Origin of the sequence: Micromonospora palythoicola (genome assembly GCF_036689795.1) — a bacterium.
GTDB classification, from domain to species: domain Bacteria; phylum Actinomycetota; class Actinomycetes; order Mycobacteriales; family Micromonosporaceae; genus Micromonospora; species Micromonospora palythoicola.
In genome coordinates, this window is sequence record NZ_JBAGKI010000014.1 from 87,391 (window position 1) to 107,360 (window position 19,970).

Sequence of the window (19,970 nt, forward strand, 5' to 3'; positions counted from 1 at the left end):
GTGGTGCCGGGTGGCGCGGGGGCTGCGCGTCCACCGGCGCCGGGCTTCATATCGCGCGAGGGCATTCACGCGTCGACACTCCGCTGGCGGCAGCGTGCCGGCTGGGCCATCCGTCCCCATCCGCACGGTCGCCACGTAGTCGCATTTCGCCCGCAGCGGGGCGGCACCATATCCGCCACCCGCTCGTTCGGCGGGGCGCACCCACGCAATGCGCTCCGCGAGTCAGGAGAACCCGTGCACCGTCCACGCTTGGCCGCGCTGCTAACCGCGGCTTTCACTCTTCTCGCGGGTGCGGTCGTCGTGACCGCCAGCCCTGAACCGGCCGTCGCGCACGGCGCGGCGATGACGCCGGGCGCCCGCACCTTCCTGTGCTGGCGCGACGGCCTCACCCAGACCGGTGAGATCAGGCCGAACAACCCGGCCTGTGCCGCCGCCGTCGCGCAGAGCGGGACGAACTCGCTCTACAACTGGTTCAGCGTGCTGCGTTCGGACGCCGGTGGTCGGACCACCGGCTTCATCCCGGACGGCCAGCTGTGCAGCGGCGGGGCCACCGGCTTCCGTGGCTTCGACCTGGCCCGCAACGACTGGCCGCTGACGCACCTGACGGCTGGCCGGTCGATCGAGTTCAAGTACAGCAACTGGGCCCACCACCCGGGCACGTTCTACTTCTACGTGACCCGGGACAGCTGGAGCCCGACCCGGCCGCTGGCCTGGAGCGACCTGGAGGCCCAGCCGTTCCTGACGGTGACCAACCCGCCGCAGCGCGGTGCGGTCGGCACCAACGACGGTCACTACTACTTCACCGGGAACCTGCCGTCGAACAAGAGCGGCCGGCACATCATCTACTCCCGGTGGGTGCGCTCGGACAGCCAGGAGAACTTTTTCGGCTGCTCCGACGTGACCTTCGACGGTGGCAACGGTGAGGTGACCGGTATCGGTGGCAACAACCCGCCGCCGAACCCGACCACCCCGCCGCCGAACCCCACCACCCCGCCGCCGAACCCCACCACCCCGCCGCCGAACCCGACCACGCCGCCGCCGGGCCCCGGTGGCTGCACCGCCACGGTCAAGGTGACCAGCAGCTGGTCCGGTGGGTTCCAGGGTGAGGTCGAGATCCGCAACACCGGCACCTCCGCGCTGAGCGGTTGGACCGCCAACTGGAGCTGGCCCGGTGGCCAGCAGATCAGCCAGGTCTGGAACGCCACCCAGACCACGTCCGGATCGTCGGTGACGGCCCGCAACGTGTCGTACAACGGCACCGTGGCGGCCAACGGCAGTACGAGCTTCGGCTTCCTCGCCAGCGGCAGTGGCGCGACGCCGACGGCGACCTGCTCCAGCAGCTGACCGTCAACAGCACGAAAGGGGGCCCCGCGAGGGGCCCCCTTTCCGCTTGTCCGCCCGTCGGTCAGCGCACCATGGAGCCGACGACGGGCTTGGTCAGCAGGGCCGACTGGTTGCGTTGGATGCCCGGGTCGAGGGTCTTCGCGACGAAGATCGCGTGCCAGATGCAGAAGATCAGCACCGTCCACACCTTGCGGGAGTGGTCGAACTCCTCTCGCTTGTGCTCCTCCAGCAGGCGCAACGCGTACGACAGGTCGAGCAGCTCACCGGCGCCGGAGGTGGACAGCACGTGCCGGGCCCACTCGTACATCTCGCCGCGCAGCCAGACCCGGGTCGGGGTCGGGAAGCCCAGCTTCTTGCGGTTGACGATGGCCGGCGGCACGACACCCTGCAACGCCTGGCGCATGGCGTACTTGGTGGCGTCGGAGCGCGGCGGCAGCTTCAGCTCCACCGGGATCTTCGCCGCCACCTCGAACACCGCCCGGTCGAGGAACGGCACCCGCACCTCCAGCGAGTGCGCCATGGAGATCCGGTCCGCCTTCACCAGGATGTCGCCACGCAGCCAGGTGTAGAGGTCGACGTACTGCATCTTGGTGACGTCGTCCAGCTCGGTGCACTCGGCGTAGATCGGCGCGGTCACGTCGGTGTAGCGCACCGACGGGTCGTAGCGGCGCAGCAGGTGCCGCTTCTCCTCCTCGGTGAACATCCGGGCGTTGCCGTAGTAGCGCTGCTCGATCGGCGTGGTGCCGCGCTCCAGGAAGCTCTTGCCCTTGACCCCCTGCGGGATCGCCTTGGAGACCGCCCGCAGGCCCTTCTGCACCCCGTCGGGCAGCCCGTTGACGCCGCTCAACGACAGCGGCTCCCGGTAGATCGTGTAACCGCCGAAGAACTCGTCGGCCCCCTCGCCGGAGAGCACCACGGTGACGTGCTCGGCGGCCTTCTTGGCGACGAAGTAGAGCGGCACCAGCGCCGGGTCGGCGACCGGGTCGTCCAGATGCCAGACGATCTTCGGCAACGCCTCGATCATGTCCTGCGGCCCGATCTTGGTCGGGATGGTGGTCACGTCGAGGTGGCGGGCCGAGTCCTGGGCGACGTCGATCTCGGAGTAACCCGGGACGTCGTAGCCGACGGTGAAGGTGAGGATGTTCGGGTTGAACTCCCGGGCCAGGGCGACCACCGCCGTGGAGTCGATCCCGCTGGACAGGAACGAGCCGACCGGCACGTCGGAGCGCATGTGCATGCGTACGCTCTCGCGCAGCGTCTCGCGGATCTCGTGGTAGAGCTTCTGCTCGTCGGAGACCGGCGCCGGACGGAACACCGGCCGGTACCAGCGTCGCACGTCGATCCGGCCGCCCGGGGTCCAGGTGAGGTACTCCCCCGAGCCGATCCGGTTGATCCCCCGGTGCAGGGTGCCGGGCTCGGGCACGTACTGCAGGGTGAGGTAGTGGCTGAGGTTGGCCGGGTCGACCCCGGCGTCCCCGGCGTACGCCGACTGGGCGAAGGGCAGCAGGGCCTTCTTCTCCGAGGCGAGGTAGAGCCCGTCGGCGGTCTCCAGGTAGTGCAGCGGCTTGATGCCGTAGTAGTCGCGGGCACCGAACGCGCGCCGCTGCTGCCGGTCCCAGATGACGAAGGCGAACATGCCCCGCAGCCGGGTGAGCACCTGCTCGCCCCAGTAGTGGTAGCCGGCGACGATGACCTCGCCGTCGCCGTTGGTGGCGAACCGGGCGCCGAAGTCGCGGATCAACTCCTCGCGCAGCTCGATGTAGTTGTAGATCTCGCCGTTGAAGGTCAGCAGGTAACGCCCGTCGGCATAGGGCAGCGGCTCGTGACTCAGCGCGACGTCGATGATCGCCAACCGTTTGTGGGCGAACACCCCGTCCGCGTACCGGCCGGAGGCGTCGCCGACCACCTCGACCCCGGTCTCGTCCGGGCCGCGGTGGTGCAGGCATTCCAACGCCCCGGCGATGTTGTCGCGGTGGGCGGCGGCATCGCCGCGCGCACTGAAGAAAGCCAGGAGTCCGCACATGTCCGTCATCTTTCCACGCGCGTTTGTCGGCCGTCGCGGCACTGCCGGGCCCGCCGGGACGACCACCGGCGGGTCGGCCCGGGACCGAGTTCGCGGTACCGTCGGGACCAGCAACGAGGCGAAGGGAGCGGGGCATGACCGAGGAACGCACCGACGGCGAGCCGACCGACGGCACCGAGTCGCACGACCCGGACTTCCCACCGGCGTTCCTGTCGTTCATGCGGCAGGGCTGGCGGGACACCACCCTGCCGGTCGGTCCACGGCCGGAGGTGCCGAACTACGCCAAGCGTCGGGCCGCCCTCTCGGCGGCCTTCCCGGGCGAGACGCTCGTGATCCCCACCGGCGGCGAGAAGGTACGCGCCAACGACACCGAGTACCGGTTCCGGCCGGGCAGCGACTTCGCGTACCTGACCGGCGACCACGACCCGGACAGCGTGCTGGTGCTGCGACCGACCGGCTCCGGCCACGACGCCACGCTGTACATGCGCCCCCGCTCGTCGCGGGAGAACGACGAGTTCTTCCGCAGCCGGCACGGCGAACTGTGGGTGGGCCGGCGCCACACCCTGAGCGAGAAGTCGACCGAGCTGGGCCTGCCCACCGCCGACCTGACCGAGCTGGACGCGGCGCTGGCGGAGCTGGCGCCGGCGCGCACCCGGGTGCTGCGTGGCTTCGACACCCGGGTGGACGCCGCGGTGCGGCCCTGGGACGGCCCGCGCGAGGAGGGGCAACCGGCCCGCGACCGCGAGCTGGCCATCGCCATCTCGGAGCAGAAGCTGGTCAAGGACGAGTGGGAGATCGCCCAGCTCCAGGAGGCGGTCGACGCCACCGTACGCGGCTTCGAGGACGTGGCCCGGGCGCTGCCGGCCGACCGGGGTGTCTCCGAGCGGCTGCTGGAGGGCATCTTCGCGCTGCGGGCCCGGCACGACGGCAACGACGTCGGCTACGGCTCGATCGTCGGCGCCGGCGAGCACGCCACGATCCTGCACTGGGTGCACAACCACGGTGCCACCCGTCCGGGCGAGCTGCTGCTGATGGACATGGGCGTGGAGGGCCGCCACCTCTACACCGCGGACGTGACGCGGGTGCTGCCGGTCAACGGACGGTTCAGCCCGTTGCAGCGCCAGGTCTACGACGTCGTGTACGCCTCGCAGCAGGCCGGGATCGATTTCATCAAGCCGGGCGTGACCTTCAAGGATGTCCACCTGACCTGCATGCGGGTGCTCGCCGAGGGGCTGGCCGACCTGGGGCTGCTGCCGGTGAGCGTGGACGAGGCGATGGACGAGAACTCCATGGTCTACCGCCGCTGGACGCTGCACGGCTTCGGGCACATGCTCGGCATCGACGTGCACGACTGCTCGAACGCCCGCAAGGAGATGTACCGCGACGGCACCCTGGGTGAGGGGTACGTGCTCACCGTCGAGCCGGGGCTGTACTTCCAGCCGGAGGACGAGCTGGTGCCGGAGGAGTTGCGTGGCATCGGCATCCGGATCGAGGACGACGTCCTGGTCACCACCTCGGGCGCGGTGAACCTGTCGGCCGGCCTGCCGCGCCGGGCCAACGAGGTGGAGACCTGGTTGGCCGAGCAGCGCGAAGCCGGGCCGCGACTGCCTGGCTGAGCGGACGCCCGAGAAGATCGGGCGAGACGCGTAACCGAGTTACCCAGGGCTCGTCCGAGCCGTGGAACCGGGCCACCCGAGGGCGGACCCCGCCGGAGCGACCAGACCGACGCTCCCGGTACGGGGTCCGCCCTCGTCTTGTCGTGCGGATCGGGCGTTCGTCCTGGTCAACCGCTTTCAACCAGATCCTGCGGGATGGTCGGCTGATGCCCGATCAGGTGCCAATGCGGGGTTGTTTCGGATTCATCCCTCTCGCGAGGAACATTCTCATACGGTGGTCGTCAGAGGCTGCAACCCATTTGTAGCTGCTCGCGCCTATTCGCTCGGTGCGGGCCATTCTGGTAGCAGGAAAGGGCGGAAGGCTCTGATGTCTGATGACGTGACCACTTCCTACGGTGGGCCGCCCCCGGCACCACCGCCGGCGGCACCGCCGGGACTTCGACGACGAAAACTGTGGCTGACAGCGGGTGTGGCCGGCCTGACCGGCGTCGTCGGTCTGGCCGCGCTGGGCGGGGTGGCCGCCCGGGACGACCGATCCGGCACGTCCGGTAGGTCGGACGCGCAGTCGAACGCCCGGCAGAACGTCAGCGACGCCGGGACGGCAGACGCGGCCGACAGCGGCGGCGAGCACGAGGCGACCGATGAGCACACCGGTCGCAAGGGCGCTGGTCGCAAGGACGCCGCTGGCGGCAAGGACCGGGCCCACGAGGTGCCCTGCGACACCGACAAGCTGATCCAGGCGATCGTGCACGCCAACCAGAACCACGGTGGCGTACTCACCCTGGCCCGGCACTGCACGTACGAACTGACCCGCAGCGACGACGGCAACGGGCTTCCGGTGATCACCAAGCCGATCACGTTGAAGGGTGACGACAGCAGGATCGTCCGGGCCGCGAACGTCGAGCGGTTCCGCATCCTCAACGTCGGTCGAGGGGGTCACCTGACGCTGAAGGGCGTCACGGTCAAGGGCGGCCAGACCGCTCCGGGCCTCACCGCCCCGGCGCCGCTCGCGGGACTCGAAGGCGGCACCCGGAAGCCCACCGGGACCGTCCCGAAGGCCGCGGCCAAGGCCGGGACGGACCGGCCGAAGGCCACGGCCGACGGAGCCAAGGCGGCCGAGGTGAAGGTGAAGGCGGCCGGAGCCGAGGCGGCACCGACGGTGAAGCCCGCACCGGCGGCCAAGGCCACCATCGGAGTGGACGTCGCTCCGCCGAGCATCGCCGCCGACGGCGTCGACGGGGGCGGAATCCTGGTGCAGCGGGGCGGCACCGCCGACCTGGAGCACAGCCGGATCGTGCAGAACCAGGCGAGCCGTAACGGAGGTGGCGTCGCCAACTACGGCACCACCACGATCCGCAGCAGCATCGTGGAGCAGAACAGCGCCGGCAGCTTCGGCGGCGGCGTGTTCAACGCGGGCACGCTACGGATCGAGGAGTCGAAGATCGTCTACAACACCTCGGGCGCCGGGGGCGGCGGCATCGCCAACGGCTCCACACCCAACGGCTTCGCCGGCACGGGTGGCACGGTCTGGATCTGGAAGAGCACGGTCAGCCACAACCGGACCGGGGTGCTCGGCGGCGGCGTCTTCGTCAACGGTGGTGACACGACCGCCGTGCAGAGCCAGCTCACGGACAACACCAGCAGCCTCGACGGCGGCGGTCTGGTCGCCCTCGGCGACAGCCGGGTGAGCCTGGAACACCTGCTGGTCGTCCGGAACTACGCCAGCGACGACGCCGGCGGCCTCGGGATCGCCGAGGACTCCACCGCCGTCGTCGACCACAGCGTCGTCAAGGAGAACGTGGCCGCCAACGGCGCCGCCGGCGGGCTGTTCAACGACGGCGCCTCGGTGACCCTGCGCGACTCCGAGCTGTGGGGCAACCAGGCGTCCGGTACGGCCGGCTTCGCGGGGGGCATCGCCAACCAGGACGGCGTGACCACGCTCATCCGGACCAGGGTCGCCGACAACGTGGCCACCAACCAACCCGGCGGCATCTACACCGACAACAACCGGGTGGAGATCGACCGGAAGTCCGCGGTCACCGGCAACCGACCGACCAACTGCCTCGGCAGCCCGGTCATCCCCGAACGCTGCTTCGGCTGAGCCATCGCCGAGGCGAGCGACGAGCAACCAGGACAGCACCACCACATAGCGGGGCTCCTCCGTGCCGCTCGGCGTCACGGAGGAGCCCCATTTTCGCCCCGCTTCCGTGCCATCCAGGGCTGTCCGCGCAGGTCAGAGCAGGTCCGGGAGGAAGCCGCCCGAGCGTGCCGATCAGCACAGCCCTGGGCCTCACTGGTCCCCGCCGTACCCAATGTGTGGTTATTTCGGATAAGGGCCTGAGGCGAGGAACATTCTCATACGGTGGTTCTGGGAGCTACAACCGATTTGTAGCAGGGGACGCTCGCCTGTGCGTGACGACCCTGTCTGGTACGACGAGAGGGCAGAGAGCTCCGATGTCCAACTATGTAGCTAAGAACAACGCCAGCGAGCCGGAGGCGACGCCCAAGCGGCGTCGCAAGCTCTGGCTCGCCAGTGGCGTCGCCGGGCTCACCGGCGTGGTCAGCATCGCCGCCGTCGGGGTCGCCACCGGCGCCGGTGCGGTTGGTACCGATGGTCTGCGCTGGTCCACCGCCCAGCAGGTCAGCAGGGACGGCGACCAGAACGCGGTAGCGCCCGAGGAGCACAAGGGCAAGAAGGAGGATCGTGCCGACAACGCCGCCGACGAGCGTGCCCGGCACGACCAGAAGCGGGACGGCGACAAGCGGGACCACGGCAAGGAGGTGCCCTGCGACAGCGACAAGCTGATCCAGGCCCTGGTCTACGCCAACGAGAACCACGGCGGTGTGCTCAACCTCGCCAAGGGGTGCACCTACAGCCTCACCCGTTCCGACGCGGGCGACGGGACCGGCCCGAACGGGCTTCCGGTGATCACGGAGAACGTGGTGCTCAAGGGCCACGACACCAAGATCGTCCGGGACGCCACGGCCGAGGAGTTCCGGATCCTCAACGTCGGACGCGGCGGAAACCTGACCGTCAAGGGCCTGACCATCAAGAACGGACAGACCCGGGCGCTGCCGGTCAACGGCGACACCCCGGAAGCGGTCTGGTCACGGTTCTCCAACTCCGTGGAGGCGACGAAGGCCGCCGAGGCGAAGAAGGAGTACCTGCCGTTGCTCCAGGCCAAGCCGAAGGGCATCGCGCTCAAGGCGAAGGCCGCGAGCGCGCCGTCGGTGCTCGTCGACCCGGAGTCGAACGACGGTGGTGGCGTGCTCGTGCAGCCCGGCGGCACCGCCTCCTTCGAGGAGACGCACATCGTCGCCAACCAGGCCGGCGGCGTCGGAGGTGGCCTGGCCAACTTCGGCAAGGCGAGCCTGCACCACACCACGGTCGCCGACAACACCGCCTTCCTCTACGGCGGTGGCATCTTCAACGCGGGCGTGCTGCGGGTGGCCGAGTCGACCGTGAAGAACAACGACGCGATCATCGGCGGTGGCGGCATCGCCAACGGCGCGGCGTTCATCTTCCGTGACGACATCGACGGCGGCACCGCCTGGATCGAGAAGACCGAGGTCGTCAGCAACGAGGTGCTCGGCTTCGGCGGTGGCGTGCTCGACATCGAGGGCAACACGACCGTCCGGTACTCCAAGGTCACCGGAAACACCGCGGTCCTGGCGGGCGGCGGCGTCACCGCGGCCGGCGACGACAGCACCCTCGAACTGGCCCACGTGGAGGTCGCCAAGAACACCACGGTCGGTGTCGGCGGTGGCCTGGCTCTCGGCTTCGGTGCGATCGCCAACGTCGAGGAAAGCAAGATCGTCGAGAACAAGGCCGGCTTCTTCGGCGGTGGCGTGTTCAACGGCACCGGTGAGGCGACCTTCCGGCACAGCGAGATCAGCGGCAACCGGGCCGTCGGTCCGCTGGGCATCGGCGGCGGCATCTTCACCGTCTCCGGTGTGATCGACCTCGAGAAGACGAAGGTGGCGCACAACTTCGCCACGCTCACCGCAGGCGGCGTCTTCAGCTTCATCGGTGTGGTCAACGTGGACGACAAGTCGGCCATCACGGCCAACAAGCCGACCAACTGCGCCGGCACCGTCACCGCGATCCCGAACTGCTTCGGCTGATCGACGCGGTACCGGCACCCGCCGGACCGAGGTGACCGGACCTCGGCCCCGCCGGGACGATCCAGCAGGATCGGACCGGCGGGGCCGAGGCGTGTCACCGACGCGGCACTACCGCTGCACGAAGACCGCCACGCTGCGCCCCGGTACGGTGAACGTGCCGCTGGACCGGTCGAAGCCCGCGGTACGCAGCACCGGGTCGGCCGAGGAGCGCAGCACCGGGTGCAGCGCCACGTCCGCCCCGCGCAACCCGGTCACCCGCTGGGTGGCGGCCTGCGGGGTGGCGTTGAAGACGACCGTCACCGACTTCCACTTCCCGCCGAGCCCACGGGCGTCGAGGGTCATGGTGAGCACGCCCGGGGTCTCGTCCGCACCGGACAGCGGGAAGGCGACCCGCCGCTGCACCTCCTTCGCGGTGGGCAGACCGAAGACCGGCGACGAGGCCCGGATCCGCAGCAGCTCGGCGTAGCGGGCGTCGGTCAGCTCGACCGCCGCGCAGTCCGGCACCAACTTCGGGTCGGTCAGCAACGGCTTCGCGTACGGCCACTTGTCCCGGTTGTCCTCGGCCGGGGGCAACCCGATACCGAAACCGTTGCCGTCGGCGCAGTCCCACCGGATCTGGTTGAACCAGTCCCCCGAGTTGTACGAGTTGCGGTCCAGCGACTTCGACCGCAGCCGCTCGGTGCCGGTGGTGACGAAGCCGGTGCCCTGACCCATCACCACGGTGCTCAGTGCCAGCACCTGCATCCGCGCCCGATCGGCGGCCGAGGTGGCCTGCGGCAGCTTGTACGCCAACGCGTCGTACAGGATCTCGTTGTCGTGCGCGTCGACGTAGGTGACCGCCTCCCCGGGCGCGTCGGTGTAGCCGGCCGGCGAGCCGTTGTAGTCCACGTCGGCCCCGGTGACCTGCCGGCCCGCCGAGTCGACGAACCGGTAGCCGCGCAGGTTGCCGGTCAGCCCCACCTTCACCAGGTCGTGCTGGAGCAGCAGCCGGGCCCGCTGCTCCGCGGTCGAGCCGTTGACCGGGTCGCCGTTGGGGTCGGTGAACAGCCCGGAGGCGAAGCCCTGCCGGCGTGGGTTGTCGTCGAACGGGCCGCCGCCGCGTACCGCGTCGCGCAGCCGGTCGTTGAACGTGCCGATCCCGGTACCGGCCATGTTGGCCTGGGTGGCCTGCACGAATCGGGCGTCGTCGGCCACCTCGCCGAAGTTCCATCCCTCGCCGTAGAGCAGGATGTTCTTCCCGTCCACCCCGTCGCGGGCCACCGTCAGCCTGTCCAGCGCCTTGCGTACGGCCAGGATGTTCGCCTTCGGGTGGTGGCCCATCAGGTCGAACCGGAAACCGTCCACCTTGTACGCCTTCGCCCAGGTGACAAGCGAGTCCACCACCAGCTTGCCCATCATGGCGTGCTCGGGTGCGGTGTTCGCGCAGCAGGTGGAGGTGGCCACCGTGCCGTCGTCGAGCAGCCGGTGGTAGTAGCCGGGGACGATCTGGTCCAGCACCGACTTGGGGTCGGTGCCGGCGGCCGAGGTGTGGTTGTAGACCACGTCCATGACCACCCGCAGGCCGGCGTCGTTGACACCGGCCACCATCTGCCGGAACTCGGTGGTGCGCCGGGCGCCCTCCGGGTCGACCGCGTACCCGCCCTCGGGGACGGTGTAGTGCAGCGGGTCGTATCCCCAGTTGTAGCCGTCGGTCTCCTTCACCGCGGCGACGCACTCCTGCTGACGCTCCGAGTCCGGTGGCAGGGCGGCCAGGTCACAGTCCGGCTGTCGCTGGTCGGCCCGACGTTCGGGAATGGTGGCGAAGTCGAACGCCGGCAGCAGGTGCAGGTGGGTCACCCCGGCGTCGCCTATCGCCTTCAGGTGGCGCATGCCGGCGGTGGCCGGGTCGGTGAAGGCGAGGAAGGTGCCCCGCCGCTGCGGCGGCACGGTGTCGTCGGCGACGGAGAAGTCCCGCACCGACAGCTCGGTGATCTGCACCTTGGCCGGGGGCACCGCGGCCGGCTTGCGCAGCCGCGCCCAGCCTGCCGGGGCGAGTCCCGGGTCGGCCAGGTCGACGATCTGGCTGTGCGTGGAGTCCGCCGCCAGCGCCACCGAGTACGGGTCGGTGACCGAGGCGGTGACCATCTGCTGGGTGGCCGGCTGCCACGCCTGCACCCGGTAGCGGTAGTACTTGCCGCTCCAGGACCGCTGCCCGCGTACCGACCAGACGCCGGTGCGGTCGTCGCGGCGCATCGTCACCGGCCGCGCGGTCGCGGTCGGCGAGTCGTACAGCTCCAGCGACACCGTCCGGGCCGTGGGCGCCCAGACCGACAGGGTCGGTACGCCACCGGCGAACGTGGCGCCGAGTCGGGCGGCGGTGGCCGGCGCGTACACGTCATCGAGCACGCCGGGAATCTGCACGCCGGTGGCAGCGAGCAGGGTGCCGTCGGCGGCCCGCTCGGTCACCAGCAGCTGCCCGCGCAGCGCCGCCGGCACCTTGGCCAGGTCCCGCCGGTCCAGGGTGAGGGCCCGGTGGTCCCACAGGTGCGGGAAGGCCGCGCGCTGGGCCTCGGTGAGCCCGTTGCGCCGCGCGGTCAACGGCAGCGAGGTGTACGTCCCGACCAGCTCGCCGTCCACCACGCTCACCCCGCCGGTCGGCGCGGTCACCAGGGCGTACGCCCGACCGTCGGTGGGGCCGGTGCGCCAGGCGACGGTGGACCTGTCGATCCAGTGCGCCCACTGCTTGCCGATGTCGGTGTCCCGGCTGCTACCGGTGGCCGTCGCCGGCAGCAGCCGGCCCGGTGTCGCGGCGAGCAACCAGACCTCGCGGCCGGCGTCGGCGAAGTCGAGCCGCTGGTCCTGCGGCAGATCCTTCTCGTCGCCGCGATGGACGATGTAGCTGAGCCCGGTCGCGCCCTCGGCCAGCGGCACCCGGAACTCGGCGCCGAAGGAGTCGATCCGGGTCGGCGGCATCGGCTTCGCCCAGTCGGTGGGGGTGGCGGCGCCGTCCCACAGGTGCAGGCCCCAGCCGTCGTAATCGCCGTCGGGGCGGTGGTAGTGGATGACCGCCACGCCCTCCTCGACCGGCGGGGCGGGTTCTCCGGCGGCCTCCTCCCGGGTCTGGTACGTCGCCGGGTCGCCCTGCTTGACCCAGACCTCGCCGGTGCGGGTCACGTCGACGGTCCGGTCGTTGTCGACGTCCTTGTTGCCGTCGGCGTCGACCACCAGGAAACCGACGGTCTTCGCGCCGGGCTTGAGCTTGACCCAGGCGAACCGTCCGTACGCGTCGGTGCCGGCGAACGGCTGTCCCTGCGGCCACTCGGTGGCGTACTCCGGGTCGATGTCACCCCAGGCGTACAGCCCCCAGTCGGCGTAGTCGCCGTCGGGGCGCTGGTGATGGACCACCAGCCAGTCCCGGGACGAGCCGGGCAGATCCGGGGTGCCGACGGTGGTGGTGGAGCGGGCGGCGGCGGTGCGGCCCCGACCGTCGCGGACCACCGCCTTGTACTCGATCCTGGTGCCGGCGGCCAGACCGGTCAGGTCGTGGTGCACGGTGTAGGGCGCACGCTGGGCGGAGCCGAGCAGCGTCCACTTGCCGCCGGCCACCCGGACGGCCATCGCGACGCGCGCCAGCGGGTCGCCGGTCACCTGGGCGGTCACCTCGGCCCGGGTGGCCGGTGCCCCGGCGGGAGCGGTGATGGTGATGCCCGGCCTGGCGTCGGGCAGCGCGACCGGCTTGCCGGCCCGGTGCACCACCGCCGACAGGGGCGGCACGGTCAGGGTCAGCTTGCCGTCGCCCGCGGCCACCGGCCGGGCGGTGGCACCGTGGATGCCGGTGAAGGTGGCACCGGCCGACCAGGTGTCCACGGTGACGGTCTGCGCACTCGTGGCGTTGTTGACCGCGACCAGGTACTCGGTGCGGTCGTCCGGGTCGAACCGGGAGAAGGCGAAGACCCCCGGTCCGTCGGCCGCGTACCGGGTGACCTGCACGCCGTCGCGCAGGGCCGGGTGGGCCTGGCGCAACCGGCCCAGCTCGGCGATGGTGCGGTAGAGCGGGTGCGTCGGGTCGAACTGGTCGACCGCGTGGGTGCGGTCGGTGCCGAGCAGGTCGTCGTCGAGGTAGTCCGGGGTGCGCGAGGCGAACATCGGCTGCCGGGCGTCCTTGTCCCCGCCGGCGCCGGTGAAGCCCTGCTCGTCACCGGAGTAGATCACCGGCTGGCCCCGGGTGAGGAACATCAGCTCGTGAGCGAGCTGGTCCCGACGGAGGTGGCTGGCCGGGTCGGTGGGACCGTTGGCGATGAACGAGCCGATCCGGCCCATGTCGTGGTTGCCGAGGAAGGTGGTGAGTCGCCCGGCGTGGGTGTCCCGGGCGGCGTAGAGGTCGTCGCGGGCGTACAGGTCGGCCAGCGTCCGGGCCGATCCGTCGTTCGCGGTGTAACCGCGCGCGGCCTCCTGGAAGCCGAAGTCCAACGTGGCGGGCAGCCCGCCCTGTCGCACGTAGCTGGAGGCGATCTCCGGGTCCGCGCTGTACACCTCGCCGAACATGAAGAAGTCCTGCTTGCCGGCGCGGGCCGCCGCCTGCTGCACCCCCTGGCTGAACTGGGGCCAGAAGTCCATGTTGACGTGCTTGACCGTGTCCAGCCGGAAGCCGTCGACACCGGTGGCCCGCACCCAGTCAGCGTAGATCTTCGTCATGCCACGGACCACCTCGGGCCGCTCGGTCCACAGGTCGTCGAGACCGAAGAAGTCGCCGTACTCGCTGTTCTCTCCGGCGAAGGTGGAGTCACCGCGGTTGTGGTACATGGTGGGGTCGTTCAACCACGCCGGGACCTTGACCTTCGCGTCGGCCCGGGTCTCGAAGGTCGGGGTGTACGGGAACGAGTCGCCGTCGACCTTCGGGAAGTCGCGGCTGCCGTCGGCGTAGTTGCGGTCCTCGAACGGTCGGCCCTGCGCGTCGCGGTAGGGTGCGGTCGCCTTGTCGACGTAGGTGTACGTGTCCTCCTCGTAGGCGATGACGTCGGCGGTGTGGTTGACGATGACGTCGAGGTAGACCTTGATGCCGCGCCGGTGCGCGAGCTGGACCAGCTTCTTCAGGTCCGCGGGGCTGCCGAAGTGCGGGTCGACCTGGGTGAAGTCGGTGATCCAGTAGCCGTGGTAGCCGGCCGACACGTCGTCGCCCGCCCCCTGCACCGGTCGGTTCTGGAACACCGGGGCGAGCCAGATGGCGGTGGTGCCCAACCCGTCGATGTAGTCGAGTCGCTCGGTCAGTCCCTTGAGGTCGCCGCCCTGGTAGAACCCCTTGTCCGTGGGGTCGTACCCGGTGCGCAGCCGGTCGCCGGTCAGGCCGCCGCGGTCGTTGCGCGGATCGCCGTTGGCGAACCGGTCCGGCAGTACGAAGTAGAACTGCTCGGCCTTCGCCTGGTTGCGGCCGGCCGCGAGCAGGGCCGTGGCGGAGGGTTCCCGGTGCCAGGTGACGGCTCCGGTGGCGCTCGGTGCCCCGATGCCGGCGGGCCGTCCGGTCGCGGCGGCGGGGGTCACCGCGACGGGCGTGCCGACCAGGGTGACGGTGAGCAGGAAGACGAGGGCGAGCAGGATTTTTCGCGGTGTCGGCGGGGGTTTCATCGACGGCCTTCCTCTGGTCGCTGATTGGCCCGCACGCTAGCCCTTGCCGAAAGATTCTGCAATACCTTGCAAACAGACCCGCAACAAAGCAGACACTTGCGCAAGACGGGAACCGTCACCCGTGCGCGCGAGCTAACGACGACTGCGGCAGGTGCGCCCGGAGACGCTGCAACTCGCCGGACGGGGATCGGCCGACTCGATGTGGAAGCGCAGGTACACCGACGACCAGCCGTCCAGGTCCGGCCCGCTGCGGTAGGTCAGCGTCCCGCCGGTACCGCTGAACGTTCCCTGCGGCACGCCCTCCAGCCAGGCGGTCACCACCCGCCCGCCCGGATAGTCCACCCGCGCCACCCAGTCCAGGTCGCGGGGGGAGGTGTTGCGGATCGACACCTCGGCGATGAAGCCGCCATGGAACGTGTGCAAGACCCGGTAGCGGGCGTCGATCGGCGCGGGCGACGGTGCCGGTGACACCGTCGTACGGGAGGGTGCCACCGATGGCGGTGCGGAGGTCGTACGGGAGGCGCTGGGGGTGGGGCTCGGTGGATCGGTCCGGCGCGGGGACAGCCCCGGCACCGCGAGCGACGGTGGTGTCGACACCTCCCGCCCTGACGAGGAGGCCCGTTCGGGTATCGGCGCGGCGGCGACCGGTGGCTGTCCCGGTGGCCCCGGCTGGAAGTCCGGCCCGGGACCCCGGTACGCGCCGACCGCGATGACGAGCAGCACCACCATGATGACGACCCCGACCGACACCAGGATCCACGGCGAGGAAGCCACGGCGGCGGAGCCGTGCGGCGGGAACTGACGGGGAGCGCGACGCGTACCGGACATGTCTCTCCTCAGCGGGCAGCCCGGCAAGCGTAACGATCTTCAGCCGCGCCGGAAAGTGCCCGACGAATCATGAACTGTCCTAACCCATCCCACAGCCGGAACCATTCACCGTGCACTGTGTCGGGTACTCCCCGCCCCCGTTACGGGTGAACCGCAGTTGCACCGACTGCTGGGCGCCGGCGGCGAGCTGACCGGTGCCGCTGAGCAGGTACCAGCCGCTGCCCCTGATGGTGACCGACACCCCCGGGCCGCTGGAGGCGCGGACGCCGGTGACGCCGCCGGCGAAGCGCAACTCCACCTGCCAGTCGTCCGACCGGCTGGTGCCGTTGCGGACCACCAACTGCGCCTCGAAGTGGTCCGCGTCGCTGTCCTGCACCCGGTAGCTGGCGGTGACCGTCCCACCCTCGTCGGCCGGCACCGCCGGCGCCGACGCACTCGGCGACCGGCTGGCGTCCGGCTGGGTGGCCGCTCCGGTACGCGACGGGTCGGTCGGCGGCTCCGGCGCCCCGGACCGGGTGGGTGAGCCGGTCGGGCTCGCCGAGGCCGTCGCGGTGGCCGGGGCGGACGGACCGGTCGAGGCGGTCGACGGTGCCGTGGGCGTCGACTCGCCGCCCGGCCCGGCTGTCGGCAGGCTCATCGGGGGGCCCGGCGACCAGGCCGACGGACGTTCGGGGCCACGGAACGCCAGCAGCGCCACCACCAGCAGCACCGCCAGGACCGCGACGCCGACCAGCACCACCACCCAGGGCGCGGAGGCGATCATCCTGGACAGCGCGTTTCCACCGGGTGCGTCACCGTCGCCGGTGGCGTCGCCGTTCCGGTCACCGGTGGCGTCGCCGTGCCGGTCACCGGTGCCGGCACGGTTGTCGTCGCCGTACCCGTCACCGGTGGCATCGTCGTTGGCGTCATCACCGGACGGCCGCACTGACATTGAGGTCCCCACTCGTCGTCGCCGACGGGCCAGCCTAGTCACGCCGACCCGGGGCGCGGAACGGGCAGGTGCCGAAGCCGTCCGACCCGGCCGACGGACCGGACGCATCGACGTCGCGTACCTGGCCGGTCGGCGGCCACGGTCGTCCCGGCGGCTCAGCCCGTCCGCACGACGGTGCAGATGGCCAATCCCTGCTCGGTGCTGCGCAGCAGGTAGCGGTACCGTTCGCCGGGCACCTGCCGGCCCTGACTGTCCAGGAACTCCCACCGCACCGCCACCTCCACGAGCAGCGCGGAGATCTGCTGCACCTGCTCGATGTCGGCGTGCGCCGCGACCAGTTCGCGCTCGGTGTAGTCCGGCGCGGCACCCACGAAGGACAGCGCCACGGCGGCCGGGGAGTTGAACGAGAAGCTGTAGGTGTCGGCCACCACCAGCCCCGGCAGGGCGTAACAGCCGGCGATCGCCGGCACGTCACCGACGGTCAGCGCCACCCCGTACCGGTCGAAGAAGTCGGTGAGCAGGTCGAGATCGGTGGAAGCAGTCACGTCGCAAGCAATTGCCGCAGCGCGGCTCGCCGAAACCTCAACGCGGCGGGATCCGCACCTCGATCTCGCTGCCCAGCCGGGCACCACCGTGCAGGCCCAGGTCGTCCCCGCTCCAGAACCGGCCCGGGTCGTACCAGCTCGGTCGCCGCCCGACCGGCAGCAGACCCATCGCCTCGTAGGTGACCGCGACGACCTCGGCACAGTACGCGGTCTCCAGCGCCAGGTCCCGCGCCGCCGGGCCGCGCCGCCGCGCCGCCGGCAGCGGCAACCGCGGTGACGGCACCCGGCCCCGCAACCACCGCCAGGCCAACTGGGCGGTGGACGGAAACGGTGTGCCATCCAGCCGGGCGATGGTCCGCAGCACCGACCGCTCCATCTCCGCGTCCGCCGGCGGCTCGAGCTGGCGCAGCCAGCCACGCTGTCCGTACCGGTTGCCCCAGACGCAGACCGCGTCGCGCAGGTCGTGCAGCTGCACACCACGTTGGTGCGTGCCGGTCCACAGGTCCGGCAGCGACCGGCCCAGCTCGGCGTGCCACATCAGTGGCGGCATGTCGTCCAGCACCACCGCCATGCCGACGTGGTTGACCGGGCTGTTGGTGGTCAACTGGATGGCCCGGTCGGGCACGCTCCGGCCACGGAAGACCCACAGATCGCCGGTACGGGTCAGCTCCACCGCCTCGTCCAGGCTGATGCTCATAGGGGACTACCCTAAGCCGATGCGGCAACGGATGCGGTGGTGGAAGGTCCTCGGGTTGGCCGGACTGGCCGGTGTCGCGGCCTCCGGCGTGGTGATCGCCCGAGCGGAACGACGGCGACGCGCGTACACCCCGGAGGAGATCCGGGCCCGGCTGCGCGACCGGCACGCGGAGGCCAGCTCGGCCGCCCCGGCCGACGAGGACGGCTGAGGCGTCCCTCAGTCCACGTCGACGTGGTTGCGGTCCCAGCGGCCGCCGACCGGTTGGGTGTCCAGCCGCAGCGCTCCCTCGGTGTTGCCGGCGAGGTCGTTGTCCTCGACCCGGCAGGAGACACACGCGCCCTGATCGCTGATCCAGATGCCGTAACTCTGCGTCGGGTCGTCGCGGTTGTCCCAGATCCGGTTGCCGCGCAGCGTTGCGGACTCGAAGTGGGCGTTCACCGTGATTCCGGCCCGTGCCGGTGCCGCCGGCGGCAGGTCGTAGCGCGCACCGGGTGGCGGCACGTCCTCGTTCCAGGCGATCGCCGCGTCCGGTCGCAGGTCGGCCAGCTCCAGCTCCATCTCGGTGTTGCCGACCACAAGGGCCAGTCGGGACCCCACCCGGAGCAGCTTGCCGCGGTGCCCGTCGACCGACCACGCCGCCGCCCGGTCGGAGACGGCACGCCGGCCGTACCGCACCGACTCCCCGGAGCCGGTGGCCGCCGGGGCGCACTGCCGCCCGTTGCTCCGGATCCGGTTGTTCGTCACCGTCGCGTCGACCATCGGCCGGTCCACCCGGATCCCGTCCAGACCGTTGTCCCAGAACTCGTTGTTGTCGATCACCACGTCCGACGCCGGGCCCTCATAGCCGTTGCCCAGGCTGTGCTGGTGGTACCCGTACCAGCCGTTGCCGCTGATCCGATTGCCCCGGATCGTGTACGACCCCGGGGTGTTGCCCATGCTGATCCCGTCGCGGACATTGCGGTCGATCACGCAGTCGGTGAGAATGCCACCCCGACCGGCGATGCCGGCCGTGCCGTTGGCGGAGACGTCGAAGCCGGCCTCCAGGTTTCCGGTGATCGTGCAGGCCGAGACGATCAGGCCGTCGGCACCCCAGTCCGAGATGCCGAACCGGTTGGCCTGGCTGTGACAGCCGATGATGCGGTAGCCGCGCGGCGGCGTCCAGTACGGCTTCTGCAGTTCGAGGAAGATCCCGTTGGTGCCGTTGCCCAGGGTGGTGCAGTTGCTGATGGTGCAACGCTCCACCGCACCCCAGCCGCCGATGCCGATGCCGATGCCCGCGCCGCCCATCTCCTCACCGGTGTCCAACCGCCCGCACCCGACCACCACCACGCCGTCGATAAGGCTGTCCTGCAGGAAGTCGCAACCGAGTCCGGTGGCGCCGGTGTGGTGGATGTAGAGATTCCGGAAGACGCCCCGCACCACGTACTGCAGGCCGAGCCCCTTGGCCAGGTAGCTGTACTCGGCCATGGCCACGCCGGAGCCGTCGATCTCGAAGTCGGCGAAGGTGCAGTCGGCGATGTGCCGGTCCCGGTCGGCACCGTGCTGCACGGTGGTCCAGAAGGCCAGTGGTGTCGGGTCTGCCCGGTTGCCCTCGTTGCTGAGCACGAACCGGGTGGCACCGGGCCCCGCACCGATCAGCGACACCCCGCTGCGCCAGATCGTGCCCGCGTCCCGGATCGAGTAGATGCCCGGCGGGCAGTAGATGACCCGCGCCCGGCTGTCGGCGGCGTACCCCTCGCCCAAGCGGTCGACCAGGGCAGACAGCGCGGGCTGGTCGTTTGTCACGCCATCGCCCCGAAGTCCGAAATCAAGCGCGTCGCACCACAGCGGCGCCCCGGCGACCGGTGACAGGCGCTCGCGGATGGCGATGGACCGGTCCTGCTGCCGCACGGACCTCTCCCCTCGGTCGTGACCTGCTGCCCGGCCGCCGCTTCCCCCTTCCCCGGCCCGAGAAACGCCCCGCCAACCCTGCCCTGCCCACCGCGGGCCTCGGCTCGCGCAGGCAGGGGCCCGGCGACGGGGCGACGATCGACCCGATGTCCGGTATGACGAACTTTGTGGTGACCCGGCTCACGCCCTCGGCGGAATCGGGGGCCCGGTCCGGTGGTTGTACATGGCGTAACCACGAGCGCCCCCGAGCGCCACCCCCGACGGGTCGGAATGACCCCCCACCGTCGGGCGTTACATCCCCCGGACACCGCCAGGGCAGCCAGCCTCCCCGCGAGGTCCCGGAATGCACCCGGCCCGCCCGGCGTTACAT

12 protein-coding genes are annotated in these 19,970 nt (G+C 70.8%); 5 read left to right on the forward strand and 7 right to left on the reverse strand.

Features of this window, described 5'->3' with window-relative positions; genetic code table 11:
* Positions 1-234: 234 nt before the first annotated feature.
* Positions 235-1,344, forward strand: coding sequence for a lytic polysaccharide monooxygenase auxiliary activity family 9 protein (locus V5O40_RS09125; protein WP_332905068.1), 1,110 nt, complete (start codon positions 235-237; stop codon positions 1,342-1,344).
* 61 nt (positions 1,345-1,405) lie between these two features.
* Here the strand turns inward: V5O40_RS09125 and asnB are convergent, their stop codons facing one another.
* Complete coding sequence (asnB, locus tag V5O40_RS09130; protein ID WP_332905069.1) at positions 1,406-3,367, reverse strand: asparagine synthase (glutamine-hydrolyzing); 1,962 nt, start codon at positions 3,365-3,367, stop codon at positions 1,406-1,408.
* 134 nt (positions 3,368-3,501) lie between these two features.
* Between asnB and V5O40_RS09135 the strand changes: the two genes are divergently transcribed.
* The 3 genes from V5O40_RS09135 (at position 3,502) to V5O40_RS09145 (ending at position 9,108) form a co-directional block, all read left to right on the forward strand.
* Positions 3,502-4,983: an aminopeptidase P family protein gene (locus V5O40_RS09135; protein WP_332905070.1), complete on the forward strand. Its 1,482-nt coding sequence runs from the start codon at positions 3,502-3,504 to the stop codon at positions 4,981-4,983.
* Positions 4,984-5,350: 367 nt separating this feature from the next.
* On the forward strand, positions 5,351-7,084 hold the full coding sequence (locus V5O40_RS09140) for a right-handed parallel beta-helix repeat-containing protein (protein ID WP_332905071.1): 1,734 nt from the start codon (positions 5,351-5,353) through the stop codon (positions 7,082-7,084).
* A 353-nt stretch (positions 7,085-7,437) separates the two neighbouring features.
* On the forward strand, positions 7,438-9,108 hold the full coding sequence (locus V5O40_RS09145) for a hypothetical protein (RefSeq protein ID WP_332905072.1): 1,671 nt from the start codon (positions 7,438-7,440) through the stop codon (positions 9,106-9,108).
* A 108-nt stretch (positions 9,109-9,216) separates the two neighbouring features.
* On the opposite strand, the gene pulA is transcribed toward V5O40_RS09145, so the two are convergent.
* The 5 genes from pulA to V5O40_RS09170 all read right to left on the reverse strand — a co-directional run bounded on the left by pulA (position 9,217) and on the right by V5O40_RS09170 (position 17,710).
* Positions 9,217-14,709, reverse strand: coding sequence for a pullulanase-type alpha-1,6-glucosidase (pulA, locus tag V5O40_RS09150; protein ID WP_332905073.1), 5,493 nt, complete (start codon positions 14,707-14,709; stop codon positions 9,217-9,219).
* 132 nt (positions 14,710-14,841) lie between these two features.
* The gene (locus tag V5O40_RS09155) at positions 14,842-15,537 is read right to left on the reverse strand and encodes a cellulose-binding protein (protein WP_332905074.1); all 696 of its coding nucleotides are present in this window, start codon (positions 15,535-15,537) and stop codon (positions 14,842-14,844) included.
* Between the two features lie 79 nt (positions 15,538-15,616).
* Entirely contained in the window at positions 15,617-16,468 is an 852-nt protein-coding gene (locus V5O40_RS09160) for a hypothetical protein (protein ID WP_332905075.1), read from the reverse strand.
* Positions 16,469-16,623: 155 nt separating this feature from the next.
* Positions 16,624-17,013 (reverse strand): hypothetical protein, encoded by a 390-nt coding sequence (locus V5O40_RS09165; protein ID WP_164448257.1) that lies wholly within the window; start codon positions 17,011-17,013, stop codon positions 16,624-16,626.
* Between the two features lie 37 nt (positions 17,014-17,050).
* Positions 17,051-17,710 carry a hypothetical protein gene (locus V5O40_RS09170; RefSeq protein WP_281603512.1) on the reverse strand — a complete coding sequence of 220 codons (660 nt, stop codon included), beginning with the start codon at positions 17,708-17,710 and terminating at the stop codon, positions 17,051-17,053.
* Between the two features lie 19 nt (positions 17,711-17,729).
* On the opposite strand from V5O40_RS09170, the gene V5O40_RS09175 reads away from it, so the two are divergent.
* Positions 17,730-17,918 carry a hypothetical protein gene (locus V5O40_RS09175; protein ID WP_269742497.1) on the forward strand — a complete coding sequence of 63 codons (189 nt, stop codon included), beginning with the start codon at positions 17,730-17,732 and terminating at the stop codon, positions 17,916-17,918.
* Positions 17,919-17,926: 8 nt separating this feature from the next.
* On the opposite strand, the gene V5O40_RS09180 is transcribed toward V5O40_RS09175, so the two are convergent.
* The gene (locus V5O40_RS09180; RefSeq protein WP_332905076.1) at positions 17,927-19,600 is read right to left on the reverse strand and encodes a right-handed parallel beta-helix repeat-containing protein; all 1,674 of its coding nucleotides are present in this window, start codon (positions 19,598-19,600) and stop codon (positions 17,927-17,929) included.
* Positions 19,601-19,970 lie beyond the last annotated feature (370 nt).

Coding starts and splice junctions, on each gene's coding strand:
- asnB (WP_332905069.1), bottom strand. CDS start 3,367: ATGTGCGGACTCCTGGCTTTCTTCAGTGCGCGCGGCGATGCCGCCGCC.
- V5O40_RS09135 (WP_332905070.1), top strand. CDS start 3,502: ATGACCGAGGAACGCACCGACGGCGAGCCGACCGACGGCACCGAGTCG.
- V5O40_RS09140 (WP_332905071.1), top strand. CDS start 5,351: ATGTCTGATGACGTGACCACTTCCTACGGTGGGCCGCCCCCGGCACCA.
- V5O40_RS09145 (WP_332905072.1), top strand. CDS start 7,438: ATGTCCAACTATGTAGCTAAGAACAACGCCAGCGAGCCGGAGGCGACG.
- pulA (WP_332905073.1), bottom strand. CDS start 14,709: ATGAAACCCCCGCCGACACCGCGAAAAATCCTGCTCGCCCTCGTCTTC.
- V5O40_RS09155 (WP_332905074.1), bottom strand. CDS start 15,537: ATGTCCGGTACGCGTCGCGCTCCCCGTCAGTTCCCGCCGCACGGCTCC.
- V5O40_RS09160 (WP_332905075.1), bottom strand. CDS start 16,468: ATGTCAGTGCGGCCGTCCGGTGATGACGCCAACGACGATGCCACCGGT.
- V5O40_RS09170 (WP_281603512.1), bottom strand. CDS start 17,710: ATGAGCATCAGCCTGGACGAGGCGGTGGAGCTGACCCGTACCGGCGAT.
- V5O40_RS09175 (WP_269742497.1), top strand. CDS start 17,730: ATGCGGCAACGGATGCGGTGGTGGAAGGTCCTCGGGTTGGCCGGACTG.